This is a genomic window from Streptomyces tardus, assembly GCF_018101125.2.
GTDB lineage: Bacteria > Actinomycetota > Actinomycetes > Streptomycetales > Streptomycetaceae > Streptomyces > Streptomyces tardus.
Window position 1 is genome coordinate 2,245,215 of the sequence record NZ_JAELVF020000001.1, and the last position, 17,653, is coordinate 2,262,867.

16 protein-coding genes and 1 pseudogene are annotated in these 17,653 nt (G+C 73.4%); 11 read left to right on the forward strand and 6 right to left on the reverse strand.

The features are described 5' to 3' along the window. The first annotated feature begins 408 nt into the window (after window positions 1–408). The 7 genes from JGS22_RS09635 (at window position 409) to JGS22_RS09665 (ending at window position 9,720) form a co-directional block, all read left to right on the forward strand. Window positions 409–2,421 (forward strand): methylmalonyl-CoA mutase family protein, encoded by a 2,013-nt coding sequence (locus tag JGS22_RS09635; protein ID WP_211040915.1) that lies wholly within the window; start codon window positions 409–411, stop codon window positions 2,419–2,421. Then, window positions 2,418–4,730 (forward strand): methylmalonyl-CoA mutase, encoded by a 2,313-nt coding sequence (gene scpA / locus JGS22_RS09640; RefSeq protein ID WP_236073094.1) that lies wholly within the window; start codon window positions 2,418–2,420, stop codon window positions 4,728–4,730. The genes JGS22_RS09635 and scpA overlap by 4 nt, the downstream gene beginning before the upstream one ends. A 64-nt stretch (window positions 4,731–4,794) precedes the next feature. After that, entirely contained in the window at window positions 4,795–5,778 is a 984-nt protein-coding gene (meaB, locus tag JGS22_RS09645; RefSeq protein WP_211040914.1) for a methylmalonyl Co-A mutase-associated GTPase MeaB, read from the forward strand. Between the two features lie 367 nt (window positions 5,779–6,145). Continuing rightward, complete coding sequence (locus tag JGS22_RS09650) at window positions 6,146–6,499, forward strand: ArsR/SmtB family transcription factor (RefSeq protein ID WP_211040913.1); 354 nt, start codon at window positions 6,146–6,148, stop codon at window positions 6,497–6,499. Further along, window positions 6,496–8,292, forward strand: coding sequence for a SulP family inorganic anion transporter (locus tag JGS22_RS09655; RefSeq protein ID WP_216814915.1), 1,797 nt, complete (start codon window positions 6,496–6,498; stop codon window positions 8,290–8,292). Before JGS22_RS09650 ends, JGS22_RS09655 begins: the two co-directional genes overlap by 4 nt. A 148-nt stretch (window positions 8,293–8,440) precedes the next feature. Continuing rightward, window positions 8,441–8,689 carry a hypothetical protein gene (locus JGS22_RS09660; protein ID WP_236073095.1) on the forward strand — a complete coding sequence of 83 codons (249 nt, stop codon included), beginning with the start codon at window positions 8,441–8,443 and terminating at the stop codon, window positions 8,687–8,689. 98 nt (window positions 8,690–8,787) lie between these two features. Further along, window positions 8,788–9,720 (forward strand): DUF4429 domain-containing protein, encoded by a 933-nt coding sequence (locus tag JGS22_RS09665; RefSeq protein WP_211042502.1) that lies wholly within the window; start codon window positions 8,788–8,790, stop codon window positions 9,718–9,720. Between the two features lie 141 nt (window positions 9,721–9,861). Here JGS22_RS09665 and JGS22_RS09670 read toward each other — a convergent pair whose 3' ends face one another. Beyond that, window positions 9,862–10,509, reverse strand: a complete 648-nt coding sequence (locus JGS22_RS09670) for an FMN-dependent NADH-azoreductase (RefSeq protein ID WP_211042503.1) — start codon at window positions 10,507–10,509, stop codon at window positions 9,862–9,864. A 105-nt stretch (window positions 10,510–10,614) separates the two neighbouring features. On the opposite strand from JGS22_RS09670, the gene JGS22_RS09675 reads away from it, so the two are divergent. The 3 genes and pseudogenes from JGS22_RS09675 to JGS22_RS09685 all read left to right on the forward strand — a co-directional run bounded on the left by JGS22_RS09675 (window position 10,615) and on the right by JGS22_RS09685 (window position 12,528). Further along, window positions 10,615–11,016 (forward strand): winged helix-turn-helix transcriptional regulator, encoded by a 402-nt coding sequence (locus JGS22_RS09675; RefSeq protein ID WP_211042504.1) that lies wholly within the window; start codon window positions 10,615–10,617, stop codon window positions 11,014–11,016. A 218-nt stretch (window positions 11,017–11,234) separates the two neighbouring features. Continuing rightward, window positions 11,235–12,023: pseudogene (locus JGS22_RS09680) on the forward strand (hypothetical protein); the annotation flags it as partial. 163 nt (window positions 12,024–12,186) lie between these two features. Beyond that, the gene (locus JGS22_RS09685) at window positions 12,187–12,528 is read left to right on the forward strand and encodes a rhodanese-like domain-containing protein (protein ID WP_211042505.1); all 342 of its coding nucleotides are present in this window, start codon (window positions 12,187–12,189) and stop codon (window positions 12,526–12,528) included. A 193-nt stretch (window positions 12,529–12,721) separates the two neighbouring features. On the opposite strand, the gene JGS22_RS09690 is transcribed toward JGS22_RS09685, so the two are convergent. The 5 genes from JGS22_RS09690 to paaA are packed head-to-tail and all read right to left on the reverse strand — an operon-like array spanning window position 12,722 to window position 16,413. Next, entirely contained in the window at window positions 12,722–13,783 is a 1,062-nt protein-coding gene (locus tag JGS22_RS09690; protein WP_211042509.1) for a 2Fe-2S iron-sulfur cluster-binding protein, read from the reverse strand. Beyond that, window positions 13,783–14,364, reverse strand: coding sequence for a 1,2-phenylacetyl-CoA epoxidase subunit PaaD (paaD, locus tag JGS22_RS09695; protein WP_372454219.1), 582 nt, complete (start codon window positions 14,362–14,364; stop codon window positions 13,783–13,785). The genes JGS22_RS09690 and paaD overlap by 1 nt, the downstream gene beginning before the upstream one ends. After that, on the reverse strand, window positions 14,358–15,107 hold the full coding sequence (paaC, locus tag JGS22_RS09700) for a 1,2-phenylacetyl-CoA epoxidase subunit PaaC (RefSeq protein ID WP_211042506.1): 750 nt from the start codon (window positions 15,105–15,107) through the stop codon (window positions 14,358–14,360). The genes paaD and paaC overlap by 7 nt, the downstream gene beginning before the upstream one ends. Beyond that, window positions 15,104–15,418, reverse strand: coding sequence for a 1,2-phenylacetyl-CoA epoxidase subunit PaaB (paaB, locus tag JGS22_RS09705; protein ID WP_211042507.1), 315 nt, complete (start codon window positions 15,416–15,418; stop codon window positions 15,104–15,106). Before paaB ends, paaC begins: the two co-directional genes overlap by 4 nt. Further along, window positions 15,415–16,413, reverse strand: a complete 999-nt coding sequence (gene paaA, locus JGS22_RS09710; protein WP_236073671.1) for a 1,2-phenylacetyl-CoA epoxidase subunit PaaA — start codon at window positions 16,411–16,413, stop codon at window positions 15,415–15,417. Before paaA ends, paaB begins: the two co-directional genes overlap by 4 nt. Window positions 16,414–16,630: 217 nt before the next feature. Between paaA and JGS22_RS09715 the strand changes: the two genes are divergently transcribed. Continuing rightward, window positions 16,631–17,653 (forward strand): DUF5819 family protein (locus JGS22_RS09715; RefSeq protein WP_216814916.1); only part of this gene is annotated, 1,023 nt, incomplete at its 3' end.

Sequence of the window (17,653 nt, forward strand, 5' to 3'; positions counted from 1 at the left end):
CGGGGGCGGGAGCGGCACCGTCGGTGGATGCGGCCGACAGGGGCGACGGGCGAGGCTGTGGCACGACGGACGATCTGATCCGGCGCGACGCGGCACCGACCGTCCCGCCGGGTTCCGTCAAGGCCACCGCGGGCCCGGCCCGACCAACCGGGCCCGCGGGCAGGGCCGATGCGGCGAAGCCGAACCACGGGCGACCGGCGGGGGCGCGCCGCCGCCGGCGTCCGGGGCGCGTCCGGGGTGCCCGGGTCCGTTGCAGCGGGAACGGGCGAAATCCCTTACGAGGGCCGCCCGTTGGGACCGGAGAACGCGACAGAGGCGTCTACCCGCGTCACCGATGGGTGACGCCGAGTCCAAGGTCACAGAATTGCCCTGCTACCGCTTGCCCCGGCGCTCGCCTAGCCTGCCGCTATGACGGTCCAGCCTGACGACGGGCTTTCCCTGGCCGCCGACTTCCCCTCTGCCACTCGTGAAGAGTGGCAACGTCTCGTCGAGGGCGTGCTGGTCAAGACCGGCGCGAGCGACGCGACAGGGGACGAGGCCGAGGAAGCGCTGTTCACCCCACTCGAAGACGAGTTGCACGCCCACCCGCTCTACACGGCGGAGGACGCGCCCGCCGCGCCCGCCGGTCTGCCCGGTTTCGCGCCGTATGTACGAGGCGGTCGCCCGCAGGGGCGGGCGGTCGGCGGGTGGGACGTCCGTCAGCAGCACCGCAGCCCGCACGCCTCCGCCGCGAACGAACTGGTCCTCGCCGACCTGGAGAACGGCGTCACCTCGCTGTGGCTGGTGCTCGGTGCGGCCGGTCTCCCGGTCGCCGAGCTGCCGACCGCGCTGAACGGGGTCTATCTGGACCTGGCCCCCGTCGTGCTGGACGCCGGCGAGGAGTTCGAGGCCGCGGCCGAGCAGCTGTTCGCGCTCCACGAACGCGAGGGCGTCGCCCCGTCGGAGGTCGCCGGCAACCTTGGCGCCGACCCGCTCGGCCTCCAGGCGCGCACCGGCGCGACGGACCGCACCTCCGCGCTGCTGGAGGCCGCTGCGGGGCTGGCCGTACGGCTCGGCGAGAGCCGTCCGCAGCTGCGTGCGATGACGGTGGACGCGCTGCCGTACCACGAGGCCGGCGGTTCGCCCGCGCAGGAGCTGGGCTGCTCGCTGGCGACCGGGGTGGCGTATCTGCGGCAGCTGACGGCCGCCGGCCTCAGTGCCGAACAGGCCTGTGCGCAGCTGGAGTTCAGGTACGCGGCGACCGCGGACCAGTTCACCACCGTCGCCAAGCTGAGGGCCGCACGCCGGCTGTGGGCCAGGGTGGCCGAGGTGTGCTCGGTGGGCGACTCCGGGGCCGCCGCGCAGCGGCAGCACGTGGTGACGTCCCCGGTGATGGTCACCCGTCGCGATCCCTGGGTGAACATGCTGCGCACCACCGTCGCCACGCTCGCCGCCGGCGTCGGGGGCGCGGACTCGGTGACGGTGCTGCCCTTCGACCACGCGGTCGGACTGCCGGACGGCTTCGCCCGCCGGATCGCCCGCAACACCTCGACGATCATGATCGAGGAGTCGCACGTCGCCAGGGTCGTCGACCCGGCCGGCGGCTCCTGGTACGTCGAGCGGCTGACCGACGAACTCGCCCGCGCCGGCTGGGAGTTCTTCCAGCAGCTGGAAGGCGAGGGCGGCCAGCGGGCCGCACTGGACAGCGGCTTCGTGCGGGACCGGCTGGCGGAGACCTGGGAGCGGCGGCGCACCGCGCTGGCGCGGCGCAGGGAGCCGGTGACCGGGGTCAGCGAGTTCCCCGCGCTGGCGGAGGAGCCGGTGCGGCGTGAGCCGGCGCCCGAGTCGCCGGGCGGCGGTCTGCCGCGGGTCCGCCGGGACGAGGAGTACGAGGCGCTGCGGGCGCGGTCGGACGCGGCGCTGGCCGCGACCGGCGTACGCCCCCGGGTGCTGCTGGCGGCGCTGGGCACCCCGGCCGCGTACACGGCGCGGGCGACGTTCGTCTCCAACCTCCTCCAGGCGGGCGGGATCGAGCCGCTGACCGAGGAGGTCCGCCCGGGCGCCGGGCAGGCCGCGGCGCCTGGCGCCGACGTACGGCCGGTGGACGCGGCCGGGGGCGCCGGCGGACTGCCGCCGGCCGACGGGCCGTTGGCGGCCCTGCTGCGCGGCAGCGGCACCGATGTGGTCTTCCTGTGCTCCAGCGACCGGGTGTACGCCGAGCAGGCGGCGCCGCTGGCCCGCGCCTTCCGTGCGGCGGGTGCGCGGCGGGTGCTGCTCGCCGGTCGGCCGGGCGAGGACCGGGCGGAGCTGGAGGCGGCCGGCGTCGACGAGTTCGTCGGCGCCGGTGTGGACGCGGTGGCGCTGCTGACGGCGCTCCAGGACGGACTGCTCCCGGCGGAGCAGCGGGTGGCGGCGGACGCCTCGAACGGAGCGGTGCGATGAGCGACGTCAACTCCCGGCCCCACAAGGCCGGTTCGGCAGGTTCCGCGAGCGCTGCGGGCGCTGCGGTCTCGGCAGGTTCCGCGGGGCCTGCGGATTCTACCGGTTCTGCTGTCCCCGACTTCTCCGGAGTCGGGCTCGACAGCCCGGCCGAGGTCGAGACCGACGTCGGCCACTGGCGGGCCGCGCTGGAGAAGGAGACCGGGCAGAGCCCCGAGGACCTGCTGTGGGAGACCCCCGAGGGGATCGGCGTCCGGCCGCTCTACACCTCCGAGGACCTGGAGGGCGTCGACTTCCTCGGCACCTACCCGGGCATCGCGCCGTACCTGCGCGGCCCGTACCCGACGATGTACGTCAACCAGCCCTGGACGATCCGCCAGTACGCGGGGTTCTCCACCGCCGAGGAGTCCAACGCCTTCTACCGGCGCAACCTCGCCGCGGGCCAGAAGGGCCTCTCGGTCGCCTTCGACCTGCCCACCCACCGCGGATACGACAGCGACCACCCGCGGGTGACCGGCGACGTCGGCATGGCGGGTGTGGCGATCGACTCGATCTACGACATGCGGCAGCTCTTCGACGGCATCCCGCTGGACCGGATGAGCGTGTCGATGACGATGAACGGCGCGGTGCTGCCCGTCCTGGCGCTCTACATCGTCGCCGCCGAGGAACAGGGCGTGCCGCCCGAGAAGTTGGCCGGGACCATCCAGAACGACATCCTCAAGGAGTTCATGGTCCGCAACACCTACATCTATCCGCCGAAGCCCTCGATGCGGATCATCTCGGACATCTTCGCGTACACCTCGCAGCGGATGCCGCGGTACAACTCCATCTCGATCTCCGGATACCACATCCAGGAGGCCGGGGCGACGGCCGATCTGGAGCTGGCGTACACCCTGGCCGACGGCGTGGAGTACCTGCGCGCGGGCCGCGGCGCCGGGCTGGACGTGGACGCCTTCGCGCCGCGGCTGTCGTTCTTCTGGGCGATCGGCATGAACTTCTTCATGGAGGTCGCCAAGCTGCGCGCCGCCCGGCTGCTGTGGGCGAAGCTGGTCTCGCAGTTCGAGCCGAAGAACGCCAAGTCCCTTTCGCTGCGCACCCATTCGCAGACCTCGGGCTGGTCGCTGACCGCACAGGACGTGTTCAACAACGTCACCCGCACCTGTGTGGAGGCGATGGCCGCGACCCAGGGCCACACCCAGTCGCTGCACACCAACGCGCTGGACGAGGCGCTCGCGCTGCCCACCGACTTCTCCGCCCGGATCGCCCGCAACACCCAGCTGCTGCTCCAGCAGGAGTCCGGCACCTGCCGTTCCATCGACCCCTGGGGCGGCTCGGCGTACGTGGAGCGGCTGACGCAGGATCTGGCGCGTCGGGCCTGGCAGCACATCGAGGAGGTCGAGGCCGCCGGTGGCATGGCGCAGGCCATCGACGAGGGCATCCCCAAGCTGCGCGTCGAGGAGGCCGCGGCGCGCACCCAGGCGCGCATCGACTCGGGCCGCCAGCCGGTCATCGGCGTCAACAAGTACCGGGTGGACTCCGACGAGCAGATCGATGTGCTCAAGGTCGACAACTCCTCGGTGCGCGCCCAGCAGATCGAGAAACTGCGGCGGTTGCGCGAGGAGCGCGACGAGGACGCCACCCAGGACGCGCTGCGCGCACTCACCCGCGCCGCCGAGGCCGGCGCGAGCCAGGACCCCGAGAGCAACCTGCTGCACCTGGCCGTCAACGCCGCCCGCGCCAAGGCGACCGTCGGCGAGATCTCCGACGCCCTGGAGCGGGTGTACGGCCGCCACTCGGGCCAGATCCGTACGATCTCGGGTGTGTACCGAGACGAAGCCGGGCCCTCCTCCGCGCTCACCCGCAGCCGCGAACTGGTCGAGGCGTTCGAGGAGGCCGAGGGGCGCAGGCCGCGCATTCTTGTCGCCAAGATGGGCCAGGACGGCCACGACCGCGGCCAGAAGGTGATCGCCACCGCCTTCGCCGACCTCGGTTTCGACGTCGACGTCGGCCCGCTCTTCCAGACCCCCGCGGAGGTCGCGCGGCAGGCGGTGGAGGCGGACGTGCACATCGTCGGCGTCTCCTCGCTGGCCGCCGGGCATCTGACGCTGGTGCCCGCCCTGCGCGAGGAACTGGCCGCTCAGGAGCGGGAGGACATCCGGATCGTGGTCGGCGGCGTCATCCCGCCGCAGGACGTCCAGCCGCTGCTGGACATGGGTGCCACGGCGGTCTTCCCGCCGGGTACGGTCATCCCGGACGCGGCGCAGGACCTGGTGCGTGCGCTGGCACAGGCGCTCGGCCACGAGCTCCCGTAGCCCGGTGGTTCCGGAGCCCGTTGATGCGAGTTGAGATCCTTCGAGTTGTGAGCGACGTGAGCTGATGCCACCGAAGATCGACGTCGACGCGTACGTCCGCGGGGTCCTGGCCGGCTCCAGGGCGCAGATCGCCCGGGCCATCACGCTGGTCGAATCCACCAGGGCCGACCACCGCGAGCTCGCCCAGCGGCTGCTGGTCGAGCTGCTGCCGCACGCCGGCGGTGCCCGCCGGGTGGGCATCAGCGGGGTGCCGGGCGTGGGCAAGTCGACGTTCATCGACGCGCTGGGCACGCTGCTCACCTCGCAGTGCCACCGCGTCGCGGTGCTGGCGGTCGACCCCTCCTCGGGGCGCACCGGCGGCTCGATCCTCGGCGACAAGACGCGGATGGCGCGCCTCGCGGTCGACGAGGCCGCGTTCGTGCGGCCCTCGCCGAGCGCCGGCACGCTCGGCGGGGTCGCCCGCGCCACCAGGGAGACCATGGTGGTGATGGAAGCCGCGGGGTACGACGTGGTGCTGGTGGAGACGGTCGGAGTCGGCCAGTCGGAGACCACGGTCGCGGCGATGGTCGACACCTTCGTGCTGCTGACCCTGGCCCGTACCGGCGACCAGCTCCAGGGCATCAAGAAGGGCGTGCTGGAGCTCGCCGACGTCGTCGCCGTCAACAAGGCGGACGGGCCGCACGAACGCGACGCCCGGATGGCCGCCCGTGAACTCTCCGGTGCGCTGCGGCTGCTGCACTCTGGCACCGAGGGCTGGGAGCCGCCGGTGCTCACCTGCAGCGCACAGCAGGAGCTGCGGCTCGACGAGGTGTGGGAACGCGTCGAGCGCCACCGCGAAGTCCTCGACGGCACGGGGGAGTTGGTCCGCAAACGCCAGGACCAGCAGGTGGAGTGGGTGTGGGCGATGGTCCGCGACCAGCTGCTCGACCGGCTCAAGGGCGACCCGGCCGTACGGGCGCTGGCACCGGAGCTGGAGGCGGACGTGCGCGCGGGCACCCTCACCGCCACCCTCGCCGCGCAACGCCTGCTCGCCGCCTTCGGCCGCTGACACCCCGCATTCCCCGGCGGCCCGCCGCGTGCTGCCCGGTCCGGCCCCCGGCCGCTGCTGACCGGCGCTTTCCGTCCGTCCGCCGGGCCGAGCGTCCGCTCACGGCTCGCCCGCTCGCCGCCCGGCGCTTTCGGCGTCCGTCGGTGTCCGCCGGCGGGGAGCGGCGTGCTTCCGTGTGCTTCGGCGTGTTTGGACGGGCTCCGGCGAAGATGTGCCGACTTGGCGAATTGAAGAATTCTTCATGTGTGAAGATGGTGGATCCGTGCGGCGAACCGTGCTCCGCGGGCGCCCTCCCGCAGGCCCGCCCGTCGCCCGCCCGTACATCCGCCCGCGGGTCCGCCGCTCCGATGCAGAAAGCGAAGCCCCGATGCCCGTCCCGCTCTACCAGGCCAAGGCCGAGTTCTTCCGCATGCTCGGCCACCCCGTCCGCATCCGGGTCCTCGAACTGCTCCAGGACGGGCCGAAGGCGGTGCGCGAGCTGCTGACGGAGATCGACACAGAGCCCTCCAGCCTCTCGCAGCAGCTCGCGGTGCTGCGGCGTTCGGGGATCGTCCTTTCGGAGCGGGAGGGCGGGACAGTCGTCTACCAGCTTGCCGGCGGCGATGTCGCCGAGCTGATGGCCGCTGCCCGCCGCATCCTCACCGAGATGCTCTCCGACCGGAACGCCCTGCTCGCCGAGTTGCGCGGGGAGGCGGCGACCGCCTCGGGGCGCCCCCGATGAGCGCGGCGCGCCAACTCCTCCCCGCAGGAGCCGACTTCAGGGCGATGACCCGGTCTCCGCGCCGCGACCTGCTGGCCGGGCTCACTGTGGCGATCGTCGCGCTGCCGCTCGCCCTCGGTTTCGGGGTCGCCTCGGGGCTCGGAGCGGAAGCCGGCCTGGTCACCGCGATCGTCGCAGGTGCGCTCGCCGCCGTTTTCGGGGGTTCCAACCTCCAGGTCTCCGGTCCCACCGGTGCGATGACGGTGGTGCTGCTGCCGATCGTCGCCCAGCACGGGCCGGGCGGGGTGCTGACGGTCGGGCTGCTGGCCGGGCTGATGCTGCTGGCGCTCGCACTGCTGCGGGCGGGCCGGGTGATGCGCTACGTGCCGCTGCCGGTGGTGGAGGGGTTCACCATCGGCATCGCGCTGGTGATCGCGCTCCAGCAGGTGCCCGGCGCGCTCGGAGTGCCGGTGCCCGAGGGCGAACGAGTCGTCGCGGTCGCGTGGCGGGCGGTCGCGGACTTCGCCGGCTCGCCGGACTGGACGGCCCCCGGGATCGCCCTGGGCGTGGCCGTGCTGATGCTGGCCGGCGGCCGGCTGCGCCCCGGCGTGCCGTTCTCGGTGCTCGCGGTCGCCGCCGCAGCGCTGCTGGTGGAGCTGACGCCGCTGGACGCCGCTCCCATCGGGGATCTGCCCGCCGGGCTCCCCGCCCCTTCGCTGGAGTTCCTCGAACTCTCCGCGGTCGGCTCACTGTTGGCGCCCGCGGTGGCGGTCGCCGCACTGGCGGCGCTGGAGTCCCTGCTCTCCGCGACCGTCGCCGACGGCATGACGACCGGCCAACGCCACGACCCGGACCGCGAGTTGTTCGGCCAGGGGGTCGCCAACCTGGCCGCGCCGCTCTTCGGCGGGGTGCCCGCGACCGCCGCCATCGCCCGTACCGCCGTGAACGTCCGCTCGGGGGCCTCGTCCCGGCTGGCGGCGCTGTCGCACGCGGTCTTCCTGGCGGTGGTCGTGCTGGCCGCCGCTCCTCTGGTCTCCCGCATTCCGCTGGCCGCACTGGCCGGGGTGCTGCTCGCCACGGCCGTGCGGATGGCCGAGCTGCACACGGCCAGGCTGCTGGCCAGGGCCTCCAAGCCGGACGGCGCGGTGCTCGTACTGACCTGCGCGGCGACGCTGGCGCTGGACCTGGTGCAGGCGGTGCTGATCGGCATCGCGGTCTCCGGCGTACTGGCGCTGCGCGCGGTCGCGCGCCAGGCGAGCATCGAACGGGTGCCGGCCGCGCCGCGTGCCGGGAACGCACCGGCCGAGGGCGACCGTTCGTCTGTCGAGTCCGTCGAGCACATCGCCGTCTACCGGCTGCGCGGTCCGCTCTTCTTCGCCGCCGGCGACGGCTTTCTGCGCGAGCTCGCCGAGGTGCCGCGGGCGCGGGTGGTGATCGTGCGGATGTCGGCGGTGACGGTGGTCGACACCACGGGCGCGACCGTGTTCGCCGGAGCGCTGCGGGAGCTGCGGGAACGCGGAGTGACGGTGCTGGTCTCCGGGGTGCGGGAGGAGCAGCGCCCGGTGCTGGAGGCGTTGGGCGTGCTGGAGGAGGTACGGGCCGCGGGAGGGGAGTTCGCGACCGCCGAGTTCGCCTGGGCGGCTGCGGCGAAGCTGCTGCGCGACGAACCCGTACCGCCGCAGCCGCGGAACGAGCAGGAAGCCGCCGTACCCGCCGTGCCCGCTGTACCCGCCGTGCCCGGGGCGGACGGGGCGGACGGGGCGGACGGGGCGGCGGAACGAGCCGAGGCCGTTCGGGGCGGGGAGCTGCGATGAGGGGCGCGGAGCGCAGGCTCGCGGAGATGTCCGGCGCCGAGCCGTCTGGCTGCTGGCGGGTTCGCGGCCCGGGCGTCCGGCGTACACCCGCAGGGGCGCCGCGGCGCTGCGCCCGGCCGCCCGTCTGCCGGAGTACGGACGGCTGATCGTGCCCGCCCCCGCACCGGAGGAGATCGCGGAGCCGGACGCCGAGGTCACGTGCCGGGTCGACGAGGTGAACGCGGTGAGCGGGCGCGGCCGGACCGTGACCGCGGCCGGTCCGGTCGAGGCGGTGGCCGACCCGTACGAGCACGCCCACTGCCGCAGGGTGCTGCGCGGCCCGGCGCACGGCCGGCACGACTCGGTGCTGCCGACCATGCCGCACACGGTGCACGGCTTCCACCTCGCGAGCCGGTAGGAGCGGACCCGCCGGCTCCGCGAAAGCCCGGTCCGCGCCGGGGCGTTCGGCCGCGGAACCGGGGGCCGGGTGCCTGTCGCTGGTGCGACAATCGGGCTATGGCGGAAATCATCCAGAGCGACGGGACCTGGACATTCGACGGAGAGATGCTGCGCATCGTTCCGGGCGGCGACAAGGGCGTCAGCCTGCTGCGGAAGTCGCTGGGTGAGATCACCGTCCCCGTGGAGGCGCTGGCGAGCATCTCCTACGAGCCCGGAAAGAAGAAGCGCCGGCTGCGGCTGCGCATCCGGGCCGGCGCCGACCCGCTCACCCAGGTCGCGGGCGGCAAGTGGGACGACGCCTCCGACCCGTACCAGCTCACCGTGCGCGGGGACCGCGGCGGTGTCGCCGAGTACCTGGTGGACTCGGTGCGACAGGCGATGGTGCTGGAGGAGGTGCCCTCCGGCCCGAGCGACCGCTATCTGATGCCGGGCCCCGCCCTGCCCGCGACGGCGTCCGCCGGGGACGGCAGCGCGACCTTCGACGGCGAGACGGTGCGGCTGGACTGGAACTGGAAGACCGAGGAGGCCAAGGCTTCCTTCGGGGCCAACGTGCTGCCGCTGGAGGACATCCTCGCGGTGGAGTGGCAGCCCTCGCAGGGCTGGGAGAACGGCCATCTGCGCTTCACCGTGCGAGGAGCCACCACCAAGGCGCCGCCCAAGCACGACCCCAACGCCGTTGATCTGTACGGCTTCCGCAAGGATCCGCTGATGGTGCTGGTGGCCGCCGCGGTGCAGGCACGGCTGCCGCACCCGTCCGCGTCCGAGGGCTCCGGCGTCGTGTCCGCCGCCGTCGAGGAACCGGCCGCCACCTCGTTCACCAAGGCGCTCGCTCCGGCCGAGGGGCAGGGCTCCGCGCCGGGCGGGGAGCCGGCCGAGGACCACGACGCGCTGCTGCGCCGGCTGCGTGAGCTGGGCGAGCTGCACCGGGACGGCATCCTCACCGTCGAGGAGTTCGCCGCCGCCAAGCAGGCGGTCCTGCGACGCATGTGAGCGCCGCCGGAGGTGCCGTGAGCGCCGCCGGACGCGCTGTGGGGCCGCTTCCCACGAGGGAGGCGGCCTCACCGCACGTGGCGCCTCGACGGTGGCCGGGCCGGGTCTTTCGGGCCTGGCGGCTCCGTGCCGTCGGGTTGTTCAGCTGAGCTTCGCGGCGAGGGCCTTCGCCTTGGAGCTGGCCTCCTCGTGGGCCCGCTCGCGGGACTGCTCGAAGAGCGGGATGAGCTCGGCCATCGCCGGCACGGTCGGCGCCAGGGTCAGCTCGGGCACGATGAAGTCGACCTCCATGCCCAGGCTGGTGCCGAAGATGTGCTGGAGGTAGGGCGTCAGGAAGTCGTTGCCCGCCTGGGGAGTGCCCTCGGCGTATGAGCCGCCGCGGCTGGTGACGACCGTGACGGGCTTGCCGGCCAGCGTGCCGTTCTCCGTGCCGGAGGTGCGGCCCATCGCGATGATCCGGTCGATCCACGCCTTGAGCGAGGAGGGCACCGTGAAGTTGTAGAGCGGGGCGCCGACCAGCACCGCGTCCGCCGACTCGATCTCCCTCAGCAGCTCCTCGGTCAGCGCGTAGGACTCCACCTGCGCCGCGGTGCGCTCCTCGGCCGGGGTGAAGCCGGCGTAGTAGGAGGCGGCGTCCACGTGCGGTACCGGCTGCGCGGAGAGATCGCGGTAGATCACCCTGCCCTCCGGGTGCTGGCTCTGCCAGGTCTCGCGGAAGAGGGCGGTGACGGCGCGCGAGGCGGAGTTGTCGCCGTTGAGGGAGGAGTCGATGTGCAGCAGCGTGGCCATGAGGGGTGGCTCCTTCGTAAGGGAGTGAAGTTTCCGACGTCTCTATTGGTAACACAGCTACTTACTTTTTTGAAGTCGCTTGTGTGGTTCCAGTACCCTGGGGGCATGGCCAAGCAGAGAGAGCCCTCCGCCGAGGGCGTACGCGACGCGGGGCAGCCCGGTGGCTGCTCGGCGCCCGAGATCGCGGTGAACCATGTCTTCGCCGTGCTGGGCAAGCGGTGGAGCGGAATGGTGCTGGCCGCGCTGATGACCGGCCCGGGCCACTTCACCGAGCTGCGGAGGTCGGTCCCCGGTATCAGCGAGCGGATGCTCTCCGACCGACTGGCCGAGCTGGCCACCCTCGGTCTGGTCCGGCGCAGGGTGGAGGAGGGCCCGCCGCTGCGGGTCTCCTACCGGCTCACCGAGGCCGGGATGGCGCTGAAGCCCGCGATGGTCGCGCTGACCAGCTGGGCCGAGGAGCACCTCCCGGGCGCCGAGGGCAAGTGCCCGGACGCGTTCCGGGAGTAGCGGGCCGGGCCGGTGCGCGTCGCTGATCCCCGGTCCCGCACCGTCCGGCGAGGGTCCCCGGTCCGCACCGTCCGGCGAGGGTCCGGCGCCGCTGACGCCCGGCCCCGCGCCTCTCCGGCCGTGCTGTTTCGGTCTTCGCCGTGCGAGCAGGTGAGGGCCGGGGAAGAGCGCTGTCGCGGGGAGCCCGGCGGCCGGTGCCGCCGGTTGCGTAGGGTGGCCCGGTGAGCAATGAGCGCAGCGAAGAGCCCGCCACCGACCGGTTGGCGCGGGCGGTACGCGCCGCCGAGACAGCGTTGATCGAGTACGAGATCGCGGTCGACACCTTCCGTATCGAGGTCGACAACTTCTCCCGGCTGCACCACCAGCGGCTCGGGCCGGTCTACCGGCGCATGGACGAGCTGGACGCGTTGATCGCGGAGGCCGTCGCCGCCCGTACCGGCGACCCCGAGGACCTGCGGGCCGCCCGCACCGCGCGCGCCGCGATCGCTCCGATGCCCGGCCTGGAGGACCTGCTCGGCGGCTGGGTGCAGGAGGACGGGATGTCGCCGGAGGCGCTGGCGATGCTGTCCGGCGAGCAGGTCGCCCCGCCGAAGCGGGTCAGGGCGAGCGAGGCGGCACGCAAGATCTACCGCGACCTGGTCCGCCAGGCGCATCCGGACCTGAGCGCGGACCCCGAAGAGCGGTCCCGCCGCGAGGAGTTCATCGTCCGGGTCAACCGCGCCTACGCCGACGGCGACGAGGCGCAGCTGGCGGCGCTCGCCGAGGAGTGGGCGACCGGCCCCCGCGAGGCGCCGGACCTGCTCACCCGTGCCGAGGAGCTGTACGCCCGGCTGGAGTGGCTGGCCCAGCGCAAGGACTGGTTGGCGCAGCAGGTCAGGGAGTTGGAGGAGAGCGCGATCGGCTCGATGCTGAAGCTCGCCGCCGACGACCCGGACGGGCTGCTGGAGGAGATCTCCGAGGAGCTGCACGCGCAGGTGGCCCAGAAGGAGGCCCGGCTCGCCGAGTTGAACCGCGAGGCGGCCGGGCACACTTCCGACGAGCGGCCCGCCGACGCCGCCTCCGCCGCCGACGCGCCCTCCGGCACCGACGGCGCGGAGCAGGCCGTCGCGGGGCAGGCAGCCGAGGGGCAGCACACCGCACACGACCACGCAGACGAGAGGCGCAGCTGATATGCCGTTCGGACAGCAGGTACCGGCCGTGACAGCCGGTGAAGTGCCCGCGGACGGGCTGCTGTTGGACGTCCGCGAACCGGACGAGTGGGCGGCCGGGCACGTCGAGGGCGCGTTCCACGTTCCGATGGGCGAGTTCGTGGCACGGTTCGGCGAGGTCGCCGAACGGGCGGGCGACGAGCGGGTGTTCGTGATGTGCAGGGTGGGCGGACGCTCCGCCCGGGTCACGCAGTACTTGGTGCAGCAGGGCTTCGACGCGGTGAACATCGACGGCGGAATGCTCGCCTGGGACGCCGCGAACCGGCCGATGACCAGCGACAGCGGCGACCCGTTCGTGCTGTGAACGGTCTCGGCGCCGTACGCGCGTACGCGCCGTGACCCCCGCGCCGTACGTGCCGTGACCCCCGCGCCGTACGTGCCGTATGCCGTACGTGCCGTGACGTGCTCGCGGTGAACGCGCCCTGGGCGTACGGGAGTCGGGGCGCGGGCGTGCCCCGTTCCGGACCCGGGGGCCGGGGCCGGCCCCCGGGCGGGGGTCAGGCGTCGAAGTCCACCGAGACCGCCGCGGTGGCCGGGTGCGACTGGCAGGCCAGCGCGAAGCCGGACGCCAACTCCTCCTCCTCCAGCGCGTAGTTGCGCTCCATCCGCACCTCGCCGGCGGTCACGCGCACCCGGCAGGTGCCGCACACACCGCCCTTGCAGGCGTACGGGGCGTCGGCGCGGTTGCGCAGCACGGTCTCCAGTACGGTTTCGCCGTCCCGCACCGGCCAACTGCCGCTGCGTCCGTCCAGGGTCGCGGTGACGGTGGCCCCGCCCGGCGCGGTCCAGCCGCCCGGGGGCGCGGCCACGGTCTCCTCGCCGGCGTGGAACACCTCCTGGTGCACCCGCTCCCGCTCCACCCCGAGCGCCGAGAGCACGGCCTCCGCCGAGCGGATCAGCCCGAGCGGCCCGCAGAGGAACCAGCCGTCCACCGCCGGTACCGGCAGGAGCGCGGGCAGCAGTGCGGCCAGCCGCTCCCGGTCCAGTCGGCCGGACGGCAGCCCGGCGTGCTGCTCCTCCCGGGAGAGCGCGTTGACCAGCTGGAACCGGTCGGGATACCGGTCCTTGAGCTCCGCCGTCTCCTCCAGGAACATCGTGGAGGCCACCGTCCGGTCGCTGCGCACCAGGCAGAAGCGCGCTCCGGGCTCCCGCTCCAGCAGCGTGGCGGCGATGGAGAGCACGGGCGTGATGCCGCTGCCGCCGACCACCGCGGCGAAGTGTCCGGGACGCGGCTCCAGCACGAAGCGTCCGGTGGGAGGCATCGCCTCGACGGTGTCGCCCGCCGCCAGCTCCTTGAGCGCGTAGGTCGAGAACACGCCGTCCTCGACCCGTCGTACGCCGATCCGCAGCAGGGGCGCGGCCGGCGCGGCAGTGGCGGGCGCGCAGATCGAGTACGAGCGGCGCACCTCCCGGCCGTCGGTGTCGCGGTGGCGCAGGTTCAGGTGCTGACCGGGTCGGTGGCGGAACGTCTCCCACAGCTCGGTCGGCACCTCGAAGGTGATCCGGACCGCGTCGTCGGTGAGCGGCTCGACCTCGGCAACCCGCAGCGGATGAAAGATCACAGCAGTTCCTTGAAGTGGTCGAACGGCTCGCGGCAGGCGGTGCAGCGCCGCAGGGCCTTGCAGGCGGTGGAGGAGAAGCGGCTGAGCAACTCGGTGTCCACGCTGCCGCAGTTCGGGCAGCGGATCGCCAGCGACAGCGGTACGGGCCCGTCGGCGGCCGGTCCGCCGGAACGCGGCGGCGCGATACCGGCCTCGGCGAGCTTGCGGCGCCCCTCGTCGGTGATGTCGTCGGTGGTCCACGCGGGGGAGAGCACCCGCACCACCCGCACGGTGCCGAACCTCCGCGCGGACAGGGCCTCCCGGATGTCCTCGGCCATCGTCTCCACGGCGGGGCAGCCGGTGTAGGTGGGGGTGAGGCGGACCTCCGTGACGCCGTCCCGCTGCCGGGCGACGCCCCGTACGACGCCGAGGTCGGCGAGGCTGAGCTGCGGCAGCTCCGGGTCGGGCACCGCCCCGGCCAGCGCCAGCGCCTCCGCCTCCAGTGCGTGCGTGTCCGGGGTCTCCGGGACGTCCGGGGTCTCCGCGGCCGTCGGGGTGCCCGGCTCGGGGCGGGTCGGCCGGGCGGTGTGCGTCACCACGACGCCCCCGGGTGACTGCGGTGCAGATGCTGCATCTCCGCCAGCATTCGCCCGAACGCCTCGGTGTGCACGCCCTGTCGGCCCGTACCGGCGGACCAGGCCGAGGACTGCGGCCCCTCGGGCACGGCCAGCGTCGCCTGCTCGATCACCGCACCGACGACGTTCCGCCAGCCGCTCGCCAGCGCCTCCCAGTCGGCCGGCACCCCTTCGACGGGCTGGAACAGCTCGCCGGTGTAGCGCCACAGGCCGTCCAGCGCGCTCTGCATCCGCCGCCGGCTCTCCGCCGTACCGTCGCCCAGCCGCAGGGTCCACTGCTCGGCGTGGTCGCGGTGGTAGGCGGTCTCCTTCACGGCCTTCGCCGCCAGCTCTGCCAACTCGCCCCGTCCGCCCGCCAGTTGGCCGTAGAGCAACTCCTGGTGAACGGAGAAGTACAGCTGGCGCGCGATGGTGTCGGCGAAGTCGCCGTTCGGCTGCTCGACCAGCTGGACGTTGCGGAACTCGCGCTCCTCCCGCAGATACGCCAACTCGTCCTCGTCGCCGGCCAACGAGAGCAGGGTGCGGGCCTGGCCGAGCAGATCGAGCGCGATGTTGGACAGCGCCACGTCCTCCTCCAGCACGGGCGCGTGCCCCGCCCACTCCCCCAGCCGCTGGGCGAGCACCAGCGCGTCGTCGCCCAGCGCAAGCGCGGCCCGGTGCTCCGGGCCCGGTGTGCCGCCTCCGGGCGGCTGCTCGTACGCGCTCACAGGTTCCGGACCCCCTCGGGCACCTCGTAGAACGTCGGATGCCGGTAGGGCTTGTCGCCCGCCGGCTCGAAGAACGGGTCCTTCTCGTCCGGTGAGGAGGCGGTGATCTGCGCGGACGGCACCACCCACAGCGATACGCCCTCGCTGCGGCGGGTGTAGAGGTCGCGGGCGTTGCGCAGGGCGAGCGCGGCGTCCGGCGCGTGCAGACTGCCGACGTGGGTGTGCGACAGTCCGCGACGGGACCGTACGAACACCTCCCACAGCGGCCAACCGGCCTGCGGAGAAGGGGTGTTGGGCTGCTCGACCGTCATACTGCCGGCCCGCCTTCCGTGTGCTGTTCCGGACCGGTGGAATCCGCGCCGGCGGGGTGGGCCGCACCGGCGTCGGTGGTGTCGGCCGCAGTGCGGGCGGCCTGCTTCGCGGCGTAGGCGGCGGCGGCCTCCCGCACCCAGGCGCCGTTCTCGTGCGCGGTGCGGCGCTGGGTGACGCGCTGCTCGTTGCACGGGCCGTTGCCCCGGAGCACCTCCTGGAACTCCGACCAGTCGATCGCGCCGAAGTCGTGCACGCCGCGCTCCTCGTTCCAGCGCAGGTCGGGGTCGGGGAGGGTCAGGCCCAGCGCTTCGGCCTGCGGTACGCAGATGTCGACGAACCGCTGCCTCAGCTCGTCGTTGCTGTGCCGCTTGATCTTCCAGGCCATCGACTGGGCGGAGTGCGAGGACTCTGCGTCGGGCGGGCCGAACATCATCAGCGACGGCCACCACCAGCGGTCCACCGCGTCCTGCGCCATCGCGTGCTGTGCCGGCGTACCGCGGCTGAGCGCGAGCAGCAGCTCGTACCCCTGGCGCTGGTGGAAGGACTCCTCCTTGCACACCCGCACCATCGCCCGCGCGTACGGACCGTAGGAACAGCGGCACAGCGGCACCTGGTTGGTGATCGCGGCGCCGTCCACCAGCCAGCCGACGGCGCCGACGTCGGCCCAGGTGAGCGTGGGGTAGTTGAAGATCGAGCTGTACCTCTGGCGACCGGTGTGGAGCTTGTCCAGCAGGTCGTCGCGGTCCGCCCCGAGGGTCTCGGCCGCGCTGTAGAGGTACAGGCCGTGGCCGGCCTCGTCCTGCACCTTGGCGATCAGGATGGCCTTGCGGCGCAGAGAGGGCGCGCGGGTGATCCAGTTCGCCTCCGGCTGCATGCCGATGATCTCGGAGTGCGCGTGCTGGGCGATCTGCCGGATGAGGCCGGAGCGGTACTTGTCGGGCATCCAGTCGCGGGGCTCGATGCGCTCGTCGGCCGCGATGGCCGCGTCGAACATCGCGAGGTGGTCGGCAACGCCGAGGGCGCCGGCCTCCTGCCCGCCGGGCCTCTCCCCGCCGGAACCGCGCTCCGGCAGCACTGTCGTCATGGCTGAGCTCCCTTGCCCGCGGCAATACAACCGACCGATCGTTCGGTTCAATGGTGGGCGGCGGCGGTACAGGGTGTCAAGACGGTGGCTAACCTCTGGGGAGCAGACCGAGGAAACCGGGGACGAGATGCAGCGAGACCCAGAGCCGCCCGAGCGCCGCTCGCGGGGCCAGGGGCCGGACGCCGACGGGCCGGTCGACGATACGGCGGGCGGGCCGCAGCCGGACGACGCGGGCGGCGTCGTGGACGTACCGGCGGACGCGTCGGCAGCGCAGCCGCAGGGGACGGAACCGTCGGCGTCGGGCGAGGACGCCGGGACGTCGGACGCAGCAGCCGCCGGGAACGAGCGGGCCGCAGACGCCGAGTCGGCCACCGAGCGGCCGGACGAGCGGCCGGACGAGCGGCCGGACGAGCGCCGCGAGATACCCGCCGCGAAGGTCCCGCACACCGCGCAGGCGCAGGCACCGGCTCCGGCGCCGGCAGCAGCGCCGTCCGCCCCGCCGCAGCCGCCGCGTCGCGACGCCGGCGGCAACCTGGTGCTCAGCACCTCCTCCGCCGCCGTACTGATCGGCGTGCTCGCGCTGCTGGCCTCCGGGGTGATGGTGCACCTGGGCATGGTCTTCCTGCACGTCGCGCCCACCAACACCGTCTCGCGGCAGTACGACGATGCGATCGACGGCTACATCTACCCGGAGTTCGAGCAGAACTGGAAGCTCTTCGCGCCCAACCCGCTCCAGCACAACATCGCGGTGCACGCGCGGGTGGAGACCCGGGGGCCCTCCGGCGAGCGGGAACGCGGGGGCTGGGTGGACCTCACCGCCTTCGACGCCGAGAACATCCGCGGCAACCTGCTGCCGAGCCACACCGCGCAGAACGAACTCCGGCGCGCCTGGGACTTCTTCAGCGGCTCGCACGACGCCCAGAACGAGCCCACCGGGCCGCGCGGCCTGCTCTCCGAGGCCTACGTCAAGCGCATCGCCATGCTCCGGCTCGCCGAGCACCGTGGCCTGGACCCGAGCACCGTGCAGCGCATCCAGCTGCGCTCGGCGACCACGCCCGTCCAGCCCCCGCCGTGGAGCGGCGAGACGGTCAAGGAAGAGACCAAGTACCGCACCCTGCACTGGTGGCCGGTCACCGGCGCCGACGTACCG

Coding starts and splice junctions, on each gene's coding strand:
- JGS22_RS09635 (WP_211040915.1), top strand. CDS start 409: ATGACGGTCCAGCCTGACGACGGGCTTTCCCTGGCCGCCGACTTCCCC.
- scpA (WP_236073094.1), top strand. CDS start 2,418: ATGAGCGACGTCAACTCCCGGCCCCACAAGGCCGGTTCGGCAGGTTCC.
- meaB (WP_211040914.1), top strand. CDS start 4,795: ATGCCACCGAAGATCGACGTCGACGCGTACGTCCGCGGGGTCCTGGCC.
- JGS22_RS09650 (WP_211040913.1), top strand. CDS start 6,146: ATGCCCGTCCCGCTCTACCAGGCCAAGGCCGAGTTCTTCCGCATGCTC.
- JGS22_RS09655 (WP_216814915.1), top strand. CDS start 6,496: ATGAGCGCGGCGCGCCAACTCCTCCCCGCAGGAGCCGACTTCAGGGCG.
- JGS22_RS09665 (WP_211042502.1), top strand. CDS start 8,788: ATGGCGGAAATCATCCAGAGCGACGGGACCTGGACATTCGACGGAGAG.
- JGS22_RS09670 (WP_211042503.1), bottom strand. CDS start 10,509: ATGGCCACGCTGCTGCACATCGACTCCTCCCTCAACGGCGACAACTCC.
- JGS22_RS09675 (WP_211042504.1), top strand. CDS start 10,615: ATGGCCAAGCAGAGAGAGCCCTCCGCCGAGGGCGTACGCGACGCGGGG.
- JGS22_RS09685 (WP_211042505.1), top strand. CDS start 12,187: ATGCCGTTCGGACAGCAGGTACCGGCCGTGACAGCCGGTGAAGTGCCC.
- paaB (WP_211042507.1), bottom strand. CDS start 15,418: ATGACGGTCGAGCAGCCCAACACCCCTTCTCCGCAGGCCGGTTGGCCG.
- paaA (WP_236073671.1), bottom strand. CDS start 16,413: ATGTTCGACGCGGCCATCGCGGCCGACGAGCGCATCGAGCCCCGCGAC.